Source organism: Paenibacillus sp. 2RAB27, assembly GCF_052115445.1.
Classification (GTDB): Bacteria; Bacillota; Bacilli; order Paenibacillales; family NBRC-103111; genus Paenibacillus_E.
Genome location: NZ_JBFRGR010000039.1, coordinates 17,997 through 36,718, shown reverse-complemented (window position 1 = coordinate 36,718; position 18,722 = coordinate 17,997). Strand labels below are relative to the sequence as shown.

At 41.2% G+C, this 18,722-nt stretch carries 14 protein-coding genes; 13 read left to right on the top strand and 1 reads right to left on the bottom strand.

Annotated elements, in window-relative coordinates:
- Positions 1–89: 89 nt before the first annotated feature.
- A complete protein-coding gene (gene pdxR / locus AB4114_RS30805) occupies positions 90–1,526 on the bottom strand; it encodes a MocR-like pyridoxine biosynthesis transcription factor PdxR (RefSeq protein WP_441991829.1) in 1,437 nt (478 codons plus the stop codon).
- A gap of 562 nt (positions 1,527–2,088) precedes the next feature.
- Between pdxR and AB4114_RS30800 the strand changes: the two genes are divergently transcribed.
- The 13 genes from AB4114_RS30800 (at position 2,089) to AB4114_RS30740 (ending at position 18,678) form a co-directional block, all read left to right on the top strand.
- Positions 2,089–2,490 (top strand): GNAT family N-acetyltransferase, encoded by a 402-nt coding sequence (locus AB4114_RS30800; RefSeq protein WP_441991828.1) that lies wholly within the window; start codon positions 2,089–2,091, stop codon positions 2,488–2,490.
- 304 nt (positions 2,491–2,794) lie between these two features.
- Complete coding sequence (locus tag AB4114_RS30795) at positions 2,795–3,490, top strand: DUF7002 family protein (RefSeq protein WP_441991827.1); 696 nt, start codon at positions 2,795–2,797, stop codon at positions 3,488–3,490.
- A gap of 107 nt (positions 3,491–3,597) precedes the next feature.
- Positions 3,598–4,680: an endospore germination permease gene (locus AB4114_RS30790; protein ID WP_441991826.1), complete on the top strand. Its 1,083-nt coding sequence runs from the start codon at positions 3,598–3,600 to the stop codon at positions 4,678–4,680.
- Positions 4,677–6,080, top strand: a complete 1,404-nt coding sequence (locus AB4114_RS30785; protein WP_441991825.1) for a spore germination protein — start codon at positions 4,677–4,679, stop codon at positions 6,078–6,080. Before AB4114_RS30790 ends, AB4114_RS30785 begins: the two co-directional genes overlap by 4 nt.
- On the top strand, positions 6,077–7,186 hold the full coding sequence (locus AB4114_RS30780; RefSeq protein WP_441991824.1) for a Ger(x)C family spore germination protein: 1,110 nt from the start codon (positions 6,077–6,079) through the stop codon (positions 7,184–7,186). The genes AB4114_RS30785 and AB4114_RS30780 overlap by 4 nt, the downstream gene beginning before the upstream one ends.
- A gap of 274 nt (positions 7,187–7,460) precedes the next feature.
- Positions 7,461–8,510, top strand: a complete 1,050-nt coding sequence (gene selD / locus AB4114_RS30775; protein WP_441991823.1) for a selenide, water dikinase SelD — start codon at positions 7,461–7,463, stop codon at positions 8,508–8,510.
- Between the two features lie 50 nt (positions 8,511–8,560).
- The gene (mnmH, locus tag AB4114_RS30770) at positions 8,561–9,619 is read left to right on the top strand and encodes a tRNA 2-selenouridine(34) synthase MnmH (RefSeq protein WP_441991822.1); all 1,059 of its coding nucleotides are present in this window, start codon (positions 8,561–8,563) and stop codon (positions 9,617–9,619) included.
- 27 nt (positions 9,620–9,646) lie between these two features.
- The gene (locus tag AB4114_RS30765) at positions 9,647–10,795 is read left to right on the top strand and encodes a cysteine desulfurase family protein (RefSeq protein ID WP_441991821.1); all 1,149 of its coding nucleotides are present in this window, start codon (positions 9,647–9,649) and stop codon (positions 10,793–10,795) included.
- 224 nt (positions 10,796–11,019) lie between these two features.
- On the top strand, positions 11,020–12,114 hold the full coding sequence (locus AB4114_RS30760) for an endospore germination permease (RefSeq protein WP_441991820.1): 1,095 nt from the start codon (positions 11,020–11,022) through the stop codon (positions 12,112–12,114).
- Positions 12,098–13,576 (top strand): spore germination protein, encoded by a 1,479-nt coding sequence (locus tag AB4114_RS30755; RefSeq protein WP_441991819.1) that lies wholly within the window; start codon positions 12,098–12,100, stop codon positions 13,574–13,576. The genes AB4114_RS30760 and AB4114_RS30755 overlap by 17 nt, the downstream gene beginning before the upstream one ends.
- A gap of 5 nt (positions 13,577–13,581) precedes the next feature.
- Entirely contained in the window at positions 13,582–14,748 is a 1,167-nt protein-coding gene (locus AB4114_RS30750; RefSeq protein ID WP_441991818.1) for a Ger(x)C family spore germination protein, read from the top strand.
- 599 nt (positions 14,749–15,347) lie between these two features.
- Positions 15,348–16,223: a PepSY-associated TM helix domain-containing protein gene (locus AB4114_RS30745; RefSeq protein ID WP_441991817.1), complete on the top strand. Its 876-nt coding sequence runs from the start codon at positions 15,348–15,350 to the stop codon at positions 16,221–16,223.
- A gap of 214 nt (positions 16,224–16,437) precedes the next feature.
- Entirely contained in the window at positions 16,438–18,678 is a 2,241-nt protein-coding gene (locus tag AB4114_RS30740) for a heavy metal translocating P-type ATPase (RefSeq protein WP_441991816.1), read from the top strand.
- Positions 18,679–18,722: the final 44 nt, after the last annotated feature.

Sequence of the window (18,722 nt, the reverse complement as noted above, 5' to 3'; positions counted from 1 at the left end):
CTTAAATAAGTTACTATCATTTATGGGGTTGGCTCGTTGTAAAAAAAGCGAATTGAAAAAGGCCGCAAATTTGCGGCCTTGTAGGGTCATTAATTACTGCACATCTCTAAAGCAGCATGAAGTTGTTGAATACCCGGAATAATTTCATCGAAATGGGGCCTTGCAAAGCTTAGACGAATCCACCCTTTATTGGATCCATAAACAGTTCCCGGTATAAATATAACGCCTCTTTTGGTGGACTCTTCAAGCCATTTTAATTCATCAACTTCACGATTGATTCTACACCAAAGTGTAAGCCCACCTTGAGGTATGGAATATGAAATCGTATCTCCCATAATTTCTGTTAGCCCTCGCATGAGTTCATTTCTCTTCTTTGCTAATTCTGTTCGCAAGAAATGAATATGATTATCGAGATGACCTTCCTTGATAAAATGGTTGGCAACCCACTGCGGAATGCTGCTCAAGCCGAAATCCATCTGTTGTCTAGCATCGGATAAACGACTAATAACGGATTGTGGAGCGATTAACCAACCAATTCGTAAGCCAGAAGAAGCCGTTTTGGATAGGGAACCAATATATAAGACATTGTTATTCTTATCTAATGATTTCAAGGTAGGAGGTGGATGACCATCGAAGGCGGTTAATGTGAAGGTGTCATCTTCAACGATTGGGATGCCTAGCTCCGATGCAATTTCAAGCAACCTAATTTTTCGTTCAGTAGGCATTACACTACCCGTTGGATTTTGAAAATTAGGGTTTACAAATAACATGCGAATTTTGTGTTTGCGATATAGTGCCATAACTTCTTCTGGATTTATGCCGTGCTCATAGGAGGGGATACGGAATAAGCGAAGGCCAGCCGATTGAAACATGGGCAACGAATAACAGTATGACGGGTCTTCAATCGCAACCGCGTCTCCAGGATTCAATAAACATTGTAGAATTAAATATAAGGACTGTTGGGAACCAGCTGAAATTAATATAGATGAGTAAGTTGTATGAATGTGAAGATGCTTAGCAAGAAATGAAACAAGCGTTTCTCTCAGTTGTGCGCACCCCTGCGGGTTATCGTAACCTAGTTGTTCATGAAAGGGCCGCTTTTGTAAAAGTTCACGGACGATATCCTGCGGATATAGATCTGGTGACAACTGGCCGCTTGCAAAGTCGATAAGCCCCTTTTTGTGAAGTAATTCTTCGCGAATACGGCGTACGAATGGTTGATTGGGGAGGAAATTTCCCCCTTCTACATACTCTTTCCAGTTGGGAGTTTGGTTAGTCATGTTCTCCTCATTCAGATTGGAAACAATGGTACCATTGCCTTTACTACTTACCAGTATGCCAGTAGCACGAAGTTCTTCGTAAGCAGCTACCACAGTACTTCGGTTAACGCGTAGTACGGCGGCCAATTTTCGTTCGGAAGGAAGCGTACTGCCAGGAGGGAACTCTCCAAATGCTATGCGGTGTTCCATGTAATCTGCAATTTGTTGATAAATAGGCGTTTTGCTTGATCGATCAGGCTTCCACATATAATATACCAACTTTTATCAAATTTTTGTCATAACTATCTGAAGTTACGTTAAATGAGCAACATTAAAATATAAAAAAACACCCAGCTTTCCATAGGTAGGGTTGTCATTTTTAACTATTTTTCTCATTCTTGGCAACTGTTCTTTGTAATTTTTAAGTATCATATCATATATGTTATTCGCTTGTGTATGCTAATTAAGTAAAATTTTACTATTAAGTTATTAAAACGAAGTTATGAAAAGTATAGGTTTCTGAGGTCACATTGGATGGTTTGTTTTCTTGTTGAGTGGATGGTTACATCGTGAGCAAATGTAGTTATGATGAGGATTGTGTGTCTTTGTTATTTTAAATATCATATGTACTTATTATCAATAGTTTATCATGATTGTGGCACTGTCGCTCGCTTAGGCGGCGAGAAATTTTCAGTTATTTTAGACGGGATTCATGCTAGTGGTCAAACGGTTGGTGTGGCTGAGCGAATTATTGCAGCGTTTAAATAGCCGGTATGCCACTCGGAGCGTTGGATATTGAATACATATTGAACGAATGAGGGTAAGTAACATGAGTAGTTTAAGAGTATTAAAGGATCGTTATGATGAGGAAATTGTTGAGCTCATATTATCTTTTCATCATCATGAGTTCATTGACTTGAAAGAGAATAAATGGGGAAACACCTTGGAGCAGACGAACACGCATGATATCTTTCCTATTAAAAAGTTTTTTATATATATCGAAAATCGGGGGATGGAACTCTCTTTTGGACAAGAATTATTGGACGTAATTCTTGAGTATGCAAGGCAGCAAGGAGCAACAACCATTTTCTTGGACACGCCTGCAATTGCAAAAAGGTCTCAACACTTTTTTGAGGAAAATGGGTTGGTCGCGATAACCAAACATGATCTGCCGATTCGTTATGAGTACCCTGATCGAAATTCGTTATTTCATCGATTTGATTTCATTTAGGGCTGTAGAAGCTGCATGGATGAAGCATATGTTCAATTAGTTCGATTAGAATCCGCTAAATTGGCGGATTTTTTGTTTTCAATCTAGTCATCTTATCTATAGGAACAATAGAAACAACAACATTGATCACTTCCTCCTACAAGGGTAAGATAAGGATGTTCCTTGCATGCAGGAAGGCAATCATAGTGAGTGCCGCGGCTCTACACAAATATGAATATAGAGGTGACTTACTATGAATACAAGGTTAGTGAGGTGAAATGGAATTAAGACCTTTTATTGAAACAACGAAGGTAGATTCTTCCATATGAGAAATGAAATCGTAGATAAAATAACGAACAGTAAAAAAAGGAAGTCATTCTTTCATTTTACGAGAGTACGGAACTTGCCCTCCATAGCGCATCTAGATGCTTTGTATTCCTGTCATAAGGTTGACCCTGCTTTATCGAATGAGAGACGGTTAGTGAGGCAAGAAATTCATTTAGACGGACATGTATTTGTTGCCAATGCTCATTTACGAATTGCAGACCAAGTCATGAGTGAAACCATGACTCATCAGCAATTTCATAGCTATCTGGATCAGCACGTATTTTTTTGGCCGACACCAAGAGATTGTCTAAAAATGCTGGAGATGTATGCGAGAAGAGAATCAGATGAAGCCTTTGCCATTCTTCAATTTGATGCGCATGCGTTGCTTGATGAGTTTTATGACGATATTAAATTATCTAAGTATGATTCAGGAAGCTCACCGCGGTACCCAAATCGTTGTGCCTATAAGAAAAGTTTACAGATGTTTGTTACACTAGACCAATTCGAGATTGCGCGAGACCATGATGTGCCTTCAAAACCTTCTGAGATACGCGAGGTTCTTGTGGAAGGGGAAGTAACGAGCTTGTCACGTTATTTACAGTATATTTATTGYGACAATAGGGAGGGGATTCCCGAAAAATGGAGGGAGTTTGCCCAATCTATTCAGGATTTTAAGAATCTAGCCACAATGTAAAGAAGCCTAACCTTATATGGTTCAGGCTTTTTTAGCTTTGTACCGATTACCTAAACTTGGGATAAAAAAATATCGAGTTGGAAAATATAGGAGCAGGAGGTGAGCTCATGTCAACGTTTTCCAATCCTAAAATCAATCCCTTACTTGCCTGTATTCTATGTATGAGTGGAACTTTAGCCTTAGGCCAAATTTCAGGTTCCATTATAATCATTGAACAAGCCAAACGGGATGCGTTTGTCAGCAGTATTATTGGCAGCATCGTGTTCCTCGCCTATGCTTTTTGGGTTTATAAAATAGTAAACAAGCTACCTCCAAACCACTCCTTCCTCCATGTGCTTGAACTTAAGATGGGAAGTATGATCGCATGGTTAGTTAGATTATGGATCGCCTTATATTTAATATGTGAGTTGTTTATCATTGAGAAAAATGTTGTCATATGGGTTAAATCATTTTTTCTGCCTTTTACACCGATTTGGGCGATCGCATTGCCCTTATTAATGTTGTGTGCCTACTTAGCTGTTAAGGGAATTAAACCGATCGCTATTACTTATTCTGTTTTAATCCCACTTATTATATTTCTAATTGTTTTTATGGCGGTGTTTACTTTTAAATGGAGACATCTTAATTTGCTGCTTCCGTTATTCAGCGAGGGAACCCGTCCAATCGTGGAAGGAACGATTACCACCATTCGGACTAACATGACATTGTTTTTGGTATTATTGCTAAAACCACATACGGAAGGCACTTTCAAATGGAAGCATTTTGTACTATTGTTGTCTGTTATTTCGTTGTTTTTCATCAATGCTGCTATGAGTGTATTGACAATATTCGGACCCTACGAAGCTTCCAAACAACGGTTCCCCCTCTTTACACAGTGGCGATTAGTTAGAATCAGCAGTTTCGTGGAGCATCTTGACTTTTTATCGATCTACCAGTGGCTTTGTAGTACTACTATTCTAATTAGTGTGGGACTGTTTTTAATAGGCGATTTGCTGACATCGAAGCATCGGCCTAATAAAATTGCAATTGGTATATGCACGACGATCTTGTTTATCGGAGTAGAGCTTCATATACATGATACCAATTTTTTAGCTTTTACTAAAAATTACTTCTATCCACTATCCACGTTATCCATCCTCTGTTKGACTGCCATTGCCTACATGACAACAAGAAAGAGAGGGTTGCTATGATCATCAAATATGCCAAAGTGGCTGATTTCAGGGCATTGTTCGCTTCTTGCTATGATGTGAAATTTCAGCTACACAGCGGTGCGCAAGTTGTTTATTGCGAAGGCATGGTGGATAGCAAGCAGTTGAATGAAAATGTGCTCCCACGAATGACGGACATGATTCGAAATGATGAGTTGAAGCTTATTGACGAAAACGAGGAGCTAAGTCAAATTGAGCAGCGCGTTTTTTCAGGAAACGTGATTGTCTTATTTTTCCATGAGAATAAAACACACGCCTACGAAGCCGATATTTCCAATCCGCCAAAACGGCAACCCGAAGAATCCATCAGTGAAATTTCTATTCGCGGACCGCGCGATGGTTTTACAGAGGAAGTCATTACAAACGTTGCGCTCATTCGCAAACGATTAAAAACGTCTTCACTGCAATATGAACATTACGTTGTAGGTAAAAGGGGGAATGTAAGTTTAGCAATTCTATATATCAGAGATATCATTAATCCGGATTTCGTTGTTGAAGCGAAGCGTCGAATTTCTCAAATTGATGTGGACTCTATTATTGGCGTCGGGCAATTGGAGGAATATTTAAGTGATTCCAGTGATTCCATATTTCCATTAGTGGACTCGATTGGAAGACCTGATTTCGCTGCAGAGGCACTTCTACTAGGTAGATTTGTGATCATTTTGGACGGATCTCCCATGGCAATCATCGGCCCATCAAATCTTACCGAGCAGTTAAAATCACCGGAGGATGCCCATTCTGCTTACTATTATACGATATTACAGCGCTTCTTGCGTCTTGTCGGTTTAATAGTGGCGATGTTTCTACCTGGATTCTATATTTCATTGACTTGTTTTAATATCGACCAGCTGCCGTTTCCATTACTTGCAACCATTTCAGTAGCACGTATGGGCATACCTTATTCAACGACGATAGAAAACTTATTAATTCTGGGCTTATTCGAACTATTTCGTGAAGCAGGCATACGTCTGCCGAAACCTGTGGGTCAAACGGTGACAGTAGTCGGGGGGCTTATTATTGGGGATGCTGCAATTCGTTCTGGACTTGCCTCTTCGGCTTTGCTAATGGTTACAGCAGCGTCTGCTGTGGCATCCTTTACTTTGGTTAATCAATCCTTGACCGGAAGTGTCACCATTATTCGGATTTACATTATGGTGATATCATCCTTGTTGGGTATATATGGATTCTTTATCGGATTGATTTCTGTGGTTGCTTATACCTCAACACTAACATCTTTCGGTATATCCTACTGGTCACCGATCGCCGAACTCAATGTGAGTTCGTCCCTATTAGCACTATTTGATCGTCCTTTCAAATCCAAAACCAAAAGACCGGATATGCTACATCCAATTGATTCTACATCTCAGGGAGAGAGACAATGAAACCAATGGCACTCATCATCACACTGTGTAGTATGATCTGCCTATCCGGGTGTTGGGATAATAAAAATATTCAAGATTTACTTTACGCGACTGCCATAGGGGTAGATTATAAAAACAATCTGTATGAGGTCTACATTCAAATGGTATCTTTTGGTAGTGTAGCTAAGTCAGAATCAGGTGGTAGAGATACCGGCCCTCAAATATACGTTGGAAAAGGGAGTGGGAAGACGCTCTCTTTGGCATTAGGAAATATCTATGAGACGGTGCAAAAAAGGATTTATTGGAGCCATGTGCGTACGTACTTATTAACTGAAAGTGCGATGCAATCCGGTGGGGAGGATTATTTCGATAATTTAAAGCGGTACAGGGAATTTAGATATACACMTTGGATATTCGGCACAAAAGGATCATCCATTGAGGATATCTTTAAAACGCCGTCTTTTTTTCAATCGTCACCGATCACCAGCATTCTTGGCCAACCTGAAGATAATTATCATCAGAGATCGTTCATAAAGCCTTTACTTGCGCAGGAATATCAAATTAATCTGAATGAACCTGGTGAAACAGCCATTGTACCAACTCTCACCGTTGATAAAACAGCATGGCAGTCCGAGAAGAAAGCTGAAAATAAATTGAAAGTAAATGGCGTTTTTGTTGTACAAAAAAAAGGTTTACAAGGTTGGATAGCAAACACTCATCTTAACGGATTGCGATGGATGGAGAAAGATACATCAAGATCATCGATTGAGATCAAGCACGCGATCATTTCACTTGAAAAACCCAAATCTAACATATCACTTACAGAACAAGATGGGAAACCGGTGTTTAATATAGAGGTTAAAGTCACCGGAAATATTGTTGAGCTACTTGACAGCCATCCAACCGAGGAAGAATTGGAGAAAGAAGCAGAGGAGCAAATTAAAAAAGAAATTCGAGCTACGTTTGAAGAAGGGTTAAGGATAGATGCTGATATGTACAATTTTCGTAATGTGATGTTTAAGAAAAGATTGAAACACTGGCAGGATGTTGAGCTTTCTACTTCATCGTTAAACCAAATCAATGTCCAGGTCAAAATCCAACATACAGGAGAGCTTAAGAAGATGTGAGTTGTTGGAGTTCATAAAATGGAATACGACTAGTGATACACCTTACGCTCCTTAAAGCACGTTTAAAAGCTTAACTCTTAACTGAGTTAAGCTTTTGTATTTATATCAGCGATATACCGCGGCGCAAAACGAGATCTGGCAGCTGCACTGCTAGATAAAAGCGTCTAAGAGCGATCGCTCCATTCGAAGGTGTTTATGATCAGGTAAATAGGTTATGATGGTATCATAATAAAACATTCATATTTACTGCTGAATAAAGAAAGGAAGAGGTACATTGTCGACATCTGATAAAATTAAGCTTACATCCTATTCAACCAAGGGTGGATGCGGCTGTAAAATTGGTCCTGCAGATCTTTCTGAGGTGATTAAGAAATTACCTCCAGCGCTTCCAAATCCCAACCTTCTTGTAGGCATTGACACCAGTGATGATGCTGGAGTTTATAAACTAAGCGAAGAGCTTGCGCTAGTGCAAACGGTAGATTTTTTCACACCAATCGTGGATGATCCCTATTCGTTCGGGCAAGTAGCTGCAGCTAATGCGATTAGTGACATTTATGCGATGGGTGGCAGGCCGCTTACCGCTCTAAATATTGTAGCATTTCCGATTCGTACGTTGGACAAGGATGTGCTAGCTGACATATTACGTGGCGCTGGCGACAAAATGAAGGAAGCAGGCATTACACTGGTAGGTGGACATTCCATTGACGATAATGAGCCTAAGTTCGGCCTTGCTGTTACTGGGTTGGTACATCCTCAGAAGATACGCACCAACGCGGGAGCGATTCCTGGAGATAAATTGATTCTGACGAAGCCAATTGGTGTAGGGATTTTGACCACTTCAATTAAGAAGGATAGGTTAAATGAACAAGAAATAGAGCGAGTAACACAGGTCATGGCTACACTGAATAAAACGGCAGCAGAAACGATGGAACCATTTGAGGTGCATGCTTGCACAGATGTTACTGGTTTTGGCTTAATCGGACACTCTCTTGAAATGGCTAAAGGTAGTGGAGTCGGCATCCGCCTTATCGCAAATGAGGTGCCTTTATTACCGAGAGTTAGGGAATTGGCTGAAGAAGGTTTTGTTCCTGGTGGCACAAAAAATAATTTCGCCCATGTACAGAACTCAGTTACTTTCCCAGACACATTAGATCAGATCGGTCAATGGATCTTATGCGATGCCGTGACATCTGGAGGCCTTCTAATTTCCGTGGCTGGAGACCAGGCAGATGAATTGCTTACTAAGTTGAAATTAGGCGGAGTCGAGGCAAGTATGATCGGGGAAATCACAGAAGAACATTCGGGACGTATTGTAGTCATCTAAGCGAATGCTACGTTAGTTTTCTTACGAAAACTTTAAAGGGGCGAGATTCATTGTTTCAAGACATCACCATAGAAGAATTGTTAGCTCTTAGAGACAAGAAAGAGTTAGTTATGATCGACGTCCGTTCGCCTTCCGAGTTTCAGGACGCGACGATTCCAGGAAGCATAAACATTCCATTTTTTGATGATAACGAGCGTGCAGAAATTGGAACCATTTATAAGCAAGTAAGTGTACAGGCTGCTAAAGATAGAGGACTTGAGATCATATCAGCCAAATTGCCGACTTTTGTAAAGTTATTTGAAGGAATCAAAGAACAAAAAGCGGTATTCTGTTGGCGTGGTGGCATGCGAAGTCATACGTCTGCGACAGTTCTTTCGTTAATGGGAATTAGAACTTATCGTTTAACAGGAGGCTTTCGTTCCTATCGTAGATGGGTCGTTGCCACGCTTGAGAAGATGGATTTCAAACCTCGCATATGTGTGATTTCTGGGAATACAGGAGCAGGGAAAACGGCTGTCTTAAGACGTCTTCAAGATGATGGTTATCCTGTGCTGGACTTAGAAGCAATTGCCGGGCATCGGGGATCTATATTCGGTCATGTCGGCCTCCAAGCAAACAATCAGAAGACATTTGAAGCCCATCTTGTCACTAAACTTATGCAATTGAAGGATTCACCTTATTTTCTGATCGAGGGAGAAAGCAAGCGGATTGGAAAAGCAGTCATTCCTGAGTTCATCGTTAGCAAAAAAGATTCGGGTGCACAACTTTACATAGAAATGCCCCTTCTTGAACGTGCTCGACATATCATTGAAGAGTATCGTCCATTGGAAAACAAGGTAGAGTTGCTTAAAGCCTATAGCCGTATAAAGAACCGAATCCACACTCCGATCGCAAAAGAAATTGAAACAGCTCTCCATGAAGATCATTTTGAGAAGGCAGTTAGCCTCTTATTGGAGCATTATTATGATCCGCGATATGAACACGCTATGCATAAATACGAACAAGAAATTATTACGATTCGAGCAAACACGATAGATGAAGCGGTAATAGCTGTAAAGAATTATTTGAAAGAAGTAGATGTAGAAAGTAAAAAATTAAATTACACGTAATCTTAGATTGATAAATGGAGTGTAAGAATGGCAACAGGACTAAATGAGACAGTAGAGGATCGCATTTACTTGGACTATAATGCAAGCACGCCGATTGATCCGGAAGTTTTGGAGGAAATGTTACCATTTCTAACGAGCTATTATGGTAATCCATCTTCATCCCATTGGGCTTCTGAGAAGATTAAAGTGGCCATCGATCTTGCCAGACAGCGTATAGCAACGTTGCTAAATTGCAAAACTAGCGAAATTGTCTTCACCAGTGGGGGAAGTGAATCCAATAATCACGCAATCAAGGGATCTTATTTTGCCAATAGACATCGTGGGAATCATATCATTACGACAAAAGTTGAGCATCCTTCTGTCCTTAATCCGTGCGTATTTCTTGAATCTATCGGAGCTAAGGTTACATATTTAGATGTGGATGCGTATGGGTTGGTGGACATCTCAGATCTTGCTGCAGCAATCACGAAGGATACGATTCTCGTGTCCATTATGCATGCTAATAATGAAGTAGGAACGGTCCAACCACTCCAGGAAATGGCTCAAATCACGAGTAGAAGAGGGATCATTCTACATACCGATGCAGCGCAATCTTTAGGGAAAATCGAAGTTAATTGGGATGAAATGAATGTGAATCTGCTTACTGTTGCAGGTCATAAACTCTACGCTCCTAAAGGAGTCGGTGCCTTAATCATTAGAGAAGGAACTGCGCTTATTCCACACAATCACGGAGCCAGTCATGAAGTGGGCAGAAGAGCAGGTACCGAGAATGTGCCATTCATCGTAGGTCTTGGGAAGGCGGCAGATATCGCTCATAGAAGAAATGATCATAAGGTGATCAAGACATTATCGAACCTATTTTGGAAAAAGCTATCGGATGCATTTAAAGATCGTATTGATATGAACGGACATCCTGACAAGCGATTGCCAAATACGTTAAATGTCAGTTTTATTGGTATGATTGGGGAAGAGATTTTAGCAAAGATCCCTGAAATTGCTGCCACCACCGGCTCAGCCTGCCATACGGGAAGTATCGAGATGTCACCTGTACTAAAGGCAATGAAATTATCTCCAGAGGTTGCGGCTGGCACTGTGCGGTTTTCAATTGGGCGCTATACAACTGAGAATGAAATAGAGAGAGCTTGTGCAATGATCATAGAACGAATTCGTGTTTAGATCGGGTCCGGCGATACAAACATTAAGCTCCCAACCCCGCAACATTTGAAACATAAATAGACGACTCATGTAGGAGGCCTCTCACCAGAGCTTGCTGATTTCAGCAAAGTTGTGGTTTGACAGGCTTTTTTTGCATATGAGGTACTATATTAGGATGTATAAATAAGCGGAATGAGGGAAACTATACCAAATACTGAAACGTCACTACGCTAGGGGGGACAGCAATGGAGGTTTCCTTCTCTAGGCTGCAAATCGTGTTTTTGTTGCTATTATCGCTTGGCATTTCCAATCATGTGCTCATTATTCCTCATCTTCTCCAAGCTGCAAAACGCGATGCATGGTTTAGTATTTTGCTGGCTTACCTAGCTTTAATTGGTTGGAGCTTGATCCTGTATATTATTTTGAAATCAATCGGAATGGTATCGTTTTACCTTTGGCTTAAAGACCGGGTAGGTATGATTGGATTATCAATTGTAAGTGGCTGCATCGCTCTTTATTTAGTTGCTGCCGGGATGATGATCGTATTTGATACGACAAAGAACATCAGCATCCACTTTCTTCCAAAAACGCCTGATATCGTTGTCATTCTTAGTTATATTTTTTTGTCTTACACCGCAGCTAAATCGGGACTCAAAACAATTGTCTATATGTCTTCAATGTTACTGCCTATTGTATGGATGTTAGGTGTCGGAGTATCTCTGATGACCATGAGCAGTAAAGATTATGGTATGCTACACCCCCTTTTGAAGGAAGGATTTGGCTCAGACCTGTCCGGAAGTGTGGTCGTTTTTGGTGGAAGCATTGATTTGATGGTTTTGCTCTTGATCCAGCATAAACTGAGCAAACCGCTTAATTATGGCGTCATTTTCGTATTACTGACATTATTAATAGGGCTAATCATGGGTCCAACTCTAGGATCCATAGCAGCCTTTGGTCCTTACCAAGCTGAAAACTTGCGATTTCCCGCTTTTGAACAATGGAGGCTAGTGATGCTTGGCAGACAAATCTCTCATGTGGATTTTTTAGCCGCATTTCAGTTGATGGCAGGTAGTGTTGTGAGAACAGCCCTAATCATCCATCTCCTAACTGAACTGGCTGCTGCCTATTCTCAAAAAAATCGACAAGTCGTAATGTTACTCAGTGCTGCCATCTTGTCACTTCCTTCGCTGTTAAAGGTCAGCGACATCAGGATGCAAAAGATCATCCATCATTACTTTTACACCTATTCGCTATGGTTCGGAGTTGCCTTAACAGCGGTTCTTTTTATGATCATTTATCTTCCGCAACGAAAGGGGAAAGGCAATGAATCTATCACCTGAGGAATCAAGGCTATTCGCAGAGCAGGACGCCTGGTTAAGGGGTGGAAGCTTGTTGACAGGTCAGCTGCAAGAAGCATTCGCACAGTATTCAGACATCATTTTTCCAGCGCTTCCCCAATTAGAAGTATCCGATCAATTGACAGCTTTCTACTGCGAAGGCATGATTGATAAAACCGAATTAAACTCGTACTTTACTAGGGTATGTCAATATATAAACCGTTTACCGGTTAATCTAGGGGATGTTCCGAAGTATTCGGATGAAATGCCTATTTTCGATATTAACTGGACGTTCGGAGATATGGTCATAAATTTGTTTACCGGCTGTTTGATTCTTTATCGTAAAGGTGATACATACTTTTGGGTGGTAGRTATTTCCAAGGTCCCCCAACGCGCGATACAGGAATCCAATACGGAAATCTCAATCAAAGGCGCGAAGGATGCTTTCACAGAAGAAATGTTTACAAACATATCCCTAATAAGGAAAAGATTGCAAACTGGATTGTTGTTCAGTGAAAAGTTCGTCATTGGAAGTTTAAGCAAAACCGAAGTATCTCTGCTTTATCTGAGTCATAAAGCGAACCCTGCGATAGTTGCAGAAGTACGTAAACGATTGGAAACCTTTCAAACAGAAAGCATTGTTAGTAGTGGCCAGTTGGAACAATGGTTATCGGACCGAACCTTTTCATTGTTTCCCTTGATTGATTATATCGGTCGGCCTGATTTCGTCGTTGAAACGCTGCTTCGAKGAAGATTTGCGATTGTGGTAGACGGGTCACCTATGGTACTCATCGGACCGGCTAACTTCCTTGAATTGTTAAAGACACCTGAAGATGTCCATTTCCCTTATCATTATGTGATATTTCAACGCGTCCTCAGGTTATTGGGGCTTATGCTCAGTATTTTTTTGCCGGGTTTTTGGATMTCAATTGCAAGCGTAAATCTGGACCAGATACCATTTGCTCTCCTTTCAACGGTAGTCCTTTCACGTGAAGGGGTTCCGCTGCCTTCGTTTCTTGAAGCGTTACTTCTGATATTTCAGTTTGAATTGCTTCGGGAAGCAGGCGTTCGACTACCGAAGGCCGTTGGACAAACGATCGGCATTGTAGGAGGACTAATTATAGGAGACTCCCTCATCAGGGCTGGCCTTGCATCTCCGACATTGCTTGTAGTTATAGCGCTTTCCACAGTTTCAGCGTTTAGTCTCGTGAATCAATCTTTGGCTGGCACTGTAAGCGTGGTCAGGATTTTTATTTTTGTAATCTCTTCCTACCTTGGCATTTACGGCTTTATTCTGAGCATGTTCTTGCTTTTGATCTATCTCTGCCGACTTGAGTCATTTGGATTGTCTTATCTCGAACCGATATCTTCCTTACGAATGAAGGACTGGCTAGCTGCGTTCGTCGTTGATCCGTTTCGGAGATCACGAGTTTCGTCGGCTATGCTAAATAAACGGAAAAGGTGAATGCGTTGAAGCATAAACGGCTATCGAAGCTAGTTGTGATGCTTGGATTATTGGTGATGTCGGGCTGCACCACTGATGTCAAGGATATTGATAAGATAAATTATGCGTCTACCATAGGCGTGGATTACAAGGATGGGAAATATCACGGTTATATCCAATTCAATGATTTTCAATCCGTTGCCAAAACAAGCGATACACAGAGGTCGCCTTCAAAAATTTGGGTGGGTGAAGGAGTAGGGGACTCCTTCGAAGAGTCCCTTTTTGATCTTTATAGAACGTCGCAGGAAAGAATTTATTGGGGTCATGTGACTGCTATTGTGGTTAGCGAAGGGGCGTTCAAGCAAGGCATTGGTAATATTTACGATAGTTTTGTCCGATATTATGAATTTCGATTGACCCCCTGGGTGTATGGAACGCGAGAATCAATAAAGGAAATTCTCAGCACTGGTGGTTTTTTTGGACAATCTCCACTTAGTACCATTCTCCATGAACCAACAGGGATTTATTCCCAAACCTCCTTTATTAAGCCCATCAAGCTTCATAGATTAATCGGTCAGATGAACGAGGATGGCTTTACCTCATGCATTCCGACCCTAGCTGTAAACAAGAAAAACTGGGTGGAAAAAAAGAATAAGGAACCTAAACTAACGATCGATGGGGCGATATTCCTAAAACGTGAAGTCTACAGAAGCTATATTCCAATAGAGGAATTGATCGGACTTCGCTGGATACAGTCGGGTTCTGTACGAGCAGGTGTGTCAGTTCCGAGTAAGACGGAGCCATCGGTTGAAATCGTTGTCGATAATCCCAAAACTAAGTTGAAGATGGTCAAGATAGATGATCGTCCTCAATATAATATTGATATGAAAGCGACAGGATATGTTGTCAGCCGAACCAATAATCAATTGCAGGGGATTCAACAATTAACCCAAAAGTCGACAGAGAGCATTGAAAAAGAAATCCGGAAGTCATTCATGGCAGGTATGAAAAGGAATACGGATATCTATAATCTTGAACACAATTTATTCCGTTACCATTATCAAGATTGGAAGGCCATCACCACCACGGAGGGGATGTTGCTAAATGAAAATGCGATCCGAGATGTCCATATTGACTTAAATATAGAGCATACGAGTTCGGGAAAGAATTCGACTATTCATAGAAGTGAGTAGGTTGAATTAATTGCACTGGTACCCATAATCTGGACACTTGCACTAGGGCACAAATATCAAAATGGCGGCGCATGCCGCCTTTTCTTAGTTTACTAGAGTAAGCACCGGGGGGATTATATTATGTCTAAGAAAATTTTTAGCGAAAAAGAACGAAAGTATTTATCAACGAATAAATACGTTGCCAAGATAATCGAGAATTACAGGAATCATCTTTTGTCGGCATCGTAGACCTAAACCACTCTTTTTTTCGAGAGTCCTTGACAGAGGGGCAAGATCACTCCACAAGTAGGAGCACCTGCTTTTTGTTAATCTTGTTCGTTTTTTTGTGCGAATAAAAGAAGCGTAATCAAAGAAAACGCAAATAAAGCTAAAAAGGGAATTGTAATAAAGCCAAACCAGTTTATATATTGACCACTGCATGGTATCCCAACCGTGCAGGGCAATATTTGAGACATGCTCGGTACCTTCTGTTCCAAGTAGTGAAAGAGTGAAAAGCTCATTCCAACGATACTTAATATGCGAGCATATGGAACAATCCCTCGATCGTTTTTGTAAGCAGCAAGACCAAGAAGGGGAGCTAATGGATACATGCATATGCCATGATCCTGCTCATTACCGGTGTTTACTTATGGTGGCCAAGAGGAAAAAAATCCATTTACGGAATCATTCTTCCTCGAATCAAACAAGGAAAACGAACATTCTGGCGCGATATGCACGCAGTGACGGCATTATGGCTATCTCTTTTTATCGCTGCGCTGATCGTGACAGGACTACCATGGTCAGGTGTTTTGGGTAACTATATTAATAAATCAGCAACATACCCTGAAGGCATGTTCTCGTTTATGCCAACACATCTCACATCCACGGTTCCCACCAAAGATGTTGTTAGCGGTGTGCCTTGGGCGGCTGAGCAACTGCCGATGCCAAATTCCACGCCTGGCGGAAGTGGAGCGCTTTCGGTAGAGAAAGTAATGGGACTTGATCGAGTGAAAGAACTTGCCCAAGGTTATCAAATTGCACTTCCTCAAGATGAGAAAGGCGTTTACACCATTTATTCGACGACTGCTGATCCCAAGAAACAAGCGACATTGCATATTGACCAATATAACGGTAAGATTTTGGCGGATCAGAAGTTTCAAGATTTCAGCCCTATGGCTAAAGCTGTGACCCTTGGAATAGCCTTGCACCAAGGAGAACTGTTCGGAGTTACGAATCAGATTATTTGCTTGCTAGTGTGTTTAGGTATCATTTTAGTTGCTCTCAGTGGGGTCATCATGTGGTGGTTAAGAAAGCCTAGCGGTCGTGTAGGGGCGCCATCACTTCCCAAAGATTTTAAAATGGTTGAATGGGTTGCTCTAATAACGATTGTGTTAGGAATTGTGATGCCTCTGGTAGGGATCTCACTTCTCATTGTATTGATTTTGGAGGCTCTACTCATTCGCAGAATTCCTGTCTTAAAACGATTACTCGGTTGATAAGGCTTAACTTCGAAAACGCTAAACTGCAAACTTCCTGCAATTAGCGTTTTTTCGTTTCATCATTTCTATGTAACCGAATCTTCACACAATGATTACGAATACGGCACAACTATGGCTCTTTCGAGTCATTTGTAAATTGCTTAAATTCTTTATAGTGGATATGAAAGAACTATTTATAATCCACTATGAAAGAATTGGAGGATTTACTTCCATGGTTACGTCAGAAAGTCAACATATTGTTTTGGATATTGGAGGCATGACCTGCTCAGCTTGCTCAAACAGGATCGAAAAAGTGATATCACGCTTTCCTGGGGTGAGTCAGGTTCGTATCAATTTAGCTTTGGAAACAGACTACGTGGCATTTACGAAAGAGGATGTTTCAACGGCTCAAATTATTCATAAAGTAGAAACACTGGGGTACACAGCTAGACTTCAGCAGAGGAATCTAACCCATCAAGAGCATGCAAGAAACCTACAAAGCAAGAAAATGGAGGTTATTCTTTCCGCACTTCTATGCTTGCCACTCTTGTGGGCAATGATGACACACTTTACATTTACCTCATTTATTCCTGTGCCAGCATTATTGTTAAACCCATGGATTCAGTTTCTGTTAGCTACTCCGATCCAGTTCGTTTTTGGATTACCCTTTTATAAGGGAGCTTATTATGCAATACGTAATAGAACGCCCAATATGGATGTACTCGTGGTGATTGGTACCACAGCAGCTTACAGCTACAGTGTGTATCTATCCATAGCATGGTCAGTTTCTGCAGGGGCTATGAATATGACCTATTTTGAGACGAGCGCGTTCTTAATTACGTTTATTAAATTGGGAAAATGGCTTGAAGCGATAACCAAAGGGCGAACTGGGCTTGCCATTGAAAAGTTAACGAATCTACAGGTTAAAACAGCCACAGTCGTTCGCAATGGCATAGAAAGTCTAATTCCGATTGAAGAACTTCAGATTCATGATGTCATTCGATTGAAACCTGGAGAGCGAATCCCCATTGATGGCGTAATTCTAACGGGGACAACCTACATAGATCAGTCYATGCTGACGGGAGAAAGTATTCCAATTAAAAAAACAGAGGGAGACTTGGTATTCGGTGCCACGCTAAACAAGACAGGAAGCGTTACATTTCGTGTAGATAAAAAACTCGAGGAGACAATGCTCCATCAAATTATTCAACTTGTAAGCGAAGCACAGAGCACGAAAGCTCCCATACAGCGAGTGGCAGATGTTATTTCTGAATTTTTTGTTCAAATCGTGGTTGTTATTGCTATTGCTACCTTTATCGTTTGGTATGTTTGGCTAACGTCACAGGATTTAGGCGATGCCATGCAAGCGGCAATTTCCGTGCTAGTGATTGCTTGCCCATGCGCATTAGGGCTGGCAACACCTACTTCAATCATGGCGGGATCAGGTAGAGCGGCAGAGCATGGGATTCTATTCAAACGAAGCGAGCAGCTTGAAAATCTGCACAAGACCGATACCGTTGTTTTCGATAAAACAGGGACACTTACACTGGGAAAACCAGTGTTGACAGATATGATGGTTCACTTAGGAGAAGAGGATGAGTTCCTTAGGATTATTACCTCTGCTGAAACATTATCCGAGCACCCTGTAGCTGCAGCCCTCTTGCAAGCAGCGCAAAATAAGAATTTAACATTGATGGAGGCAACTGACTTCACCGCGAATCCTGGAATGGGTATTCAGGCCAAAGTTGGTGAACATACGGTCATTGTTGGGACTAAGAATTGGTTGCTCTCGAATAAGGTGAACTTTGCTGATGGGGAAGATCAAATCTCGAGACTCTTGCTGGAAGGTAAAACGGTCATGCTTGCTGCGATTGATCAAACATTCGCAGGGGTATTGGCAGTAACCGATGAATTAAGGAGCTCATCTGTAGCTACCATCAGAGAGTTAAGAAAAATGGGGAAGGAAGTGATCATGTTAACAGGAGATCAGGAGGAAACAGCGCGCATTATAGCGGATAAGGCAGGTATTCATCATGTGATCTCAGGTGTTCTCCCTGAAGGTAAAGCCCAAGTCATCCGAGATTTGAGGAAATCGCGCAAAAAAGTGTTGATGATTGGCGATGGTATTAATGATGCTCCTGCCCTGGCTAGTGCTAACTTTAGCATTGCACTTAGTAACGGAACGGATGTGGCAATTGAGGCTGCAGATATTACGTTAATGAATAATAATTTAATGCGTATACCTCAAGCCATTCTAATTAGCCGAAAGACGATCGATAACATCAAGCAGAATATGGTTGGTTCGCTAATTTATAATGCTATCGGTATTCCCATTGCAATGACAGGCTTAATGATGCCTTGGTTAGCTGGTGCAGCGATGGCGCTTAGTTCAGTAACCGTTATATTAAATGCTCTACGATTACAAAAAATATCGTTTCCAGTGGATGATTTTCAAGGAGGAGAAAGTAATTGAATATGTCGGATATGCATATGAATGCCGGGAAGTTCTTTCCTGTT

What these genes read in the sequence shown, in the direction of transcription:
- AB4114_RS30785 (WP_441991825.1), top strand. Translation starts at nt 4,677, where the DNA reads ATGATCATCAAATATGCCAAAGTGGCTGATTTCAGGGCATTGTTCGCT.
- AB4114_RS30800 (WP_441991828.1), top strand. Translation starts at nt 2,089, where the DNA reads ATGAGTAGTTTAAGAGTATTAAAGGATCGTTATGATGAGGAAATTGTT.
- AB4114_RS30745 (WP_441991817.1), top strand. Translation starts at nt 15,348, where the DNA reads ATGATCCTGCTCATTACCGGTGTTTACTTATGGTGGCCAAGAGGAAAA.
- pdxR (WP_441991829.1), bottom strand. Translation starts at nt 1,526, where the DNA reads ATGTGGAAGCCTGATCGATCAAGCAAAACGCCTATTTATCAACAAATT.
- AB4114_RS30760 (WP_441991820.1), top strand. Translation starts at nt 11,020, where the DNA reads ATGGAGGTTTCCTTCTCTAGGCTGCAAATCGTGTTTTTGTTGCTATTA.
- AB4114_RS30765 (WP_441991821.1), top strand. Translation starts at nt 9,647, where the DNA reads ATGGCAACAGGACTAAATGAGACAGTAGAGGATCGCATTTACTTGGAC.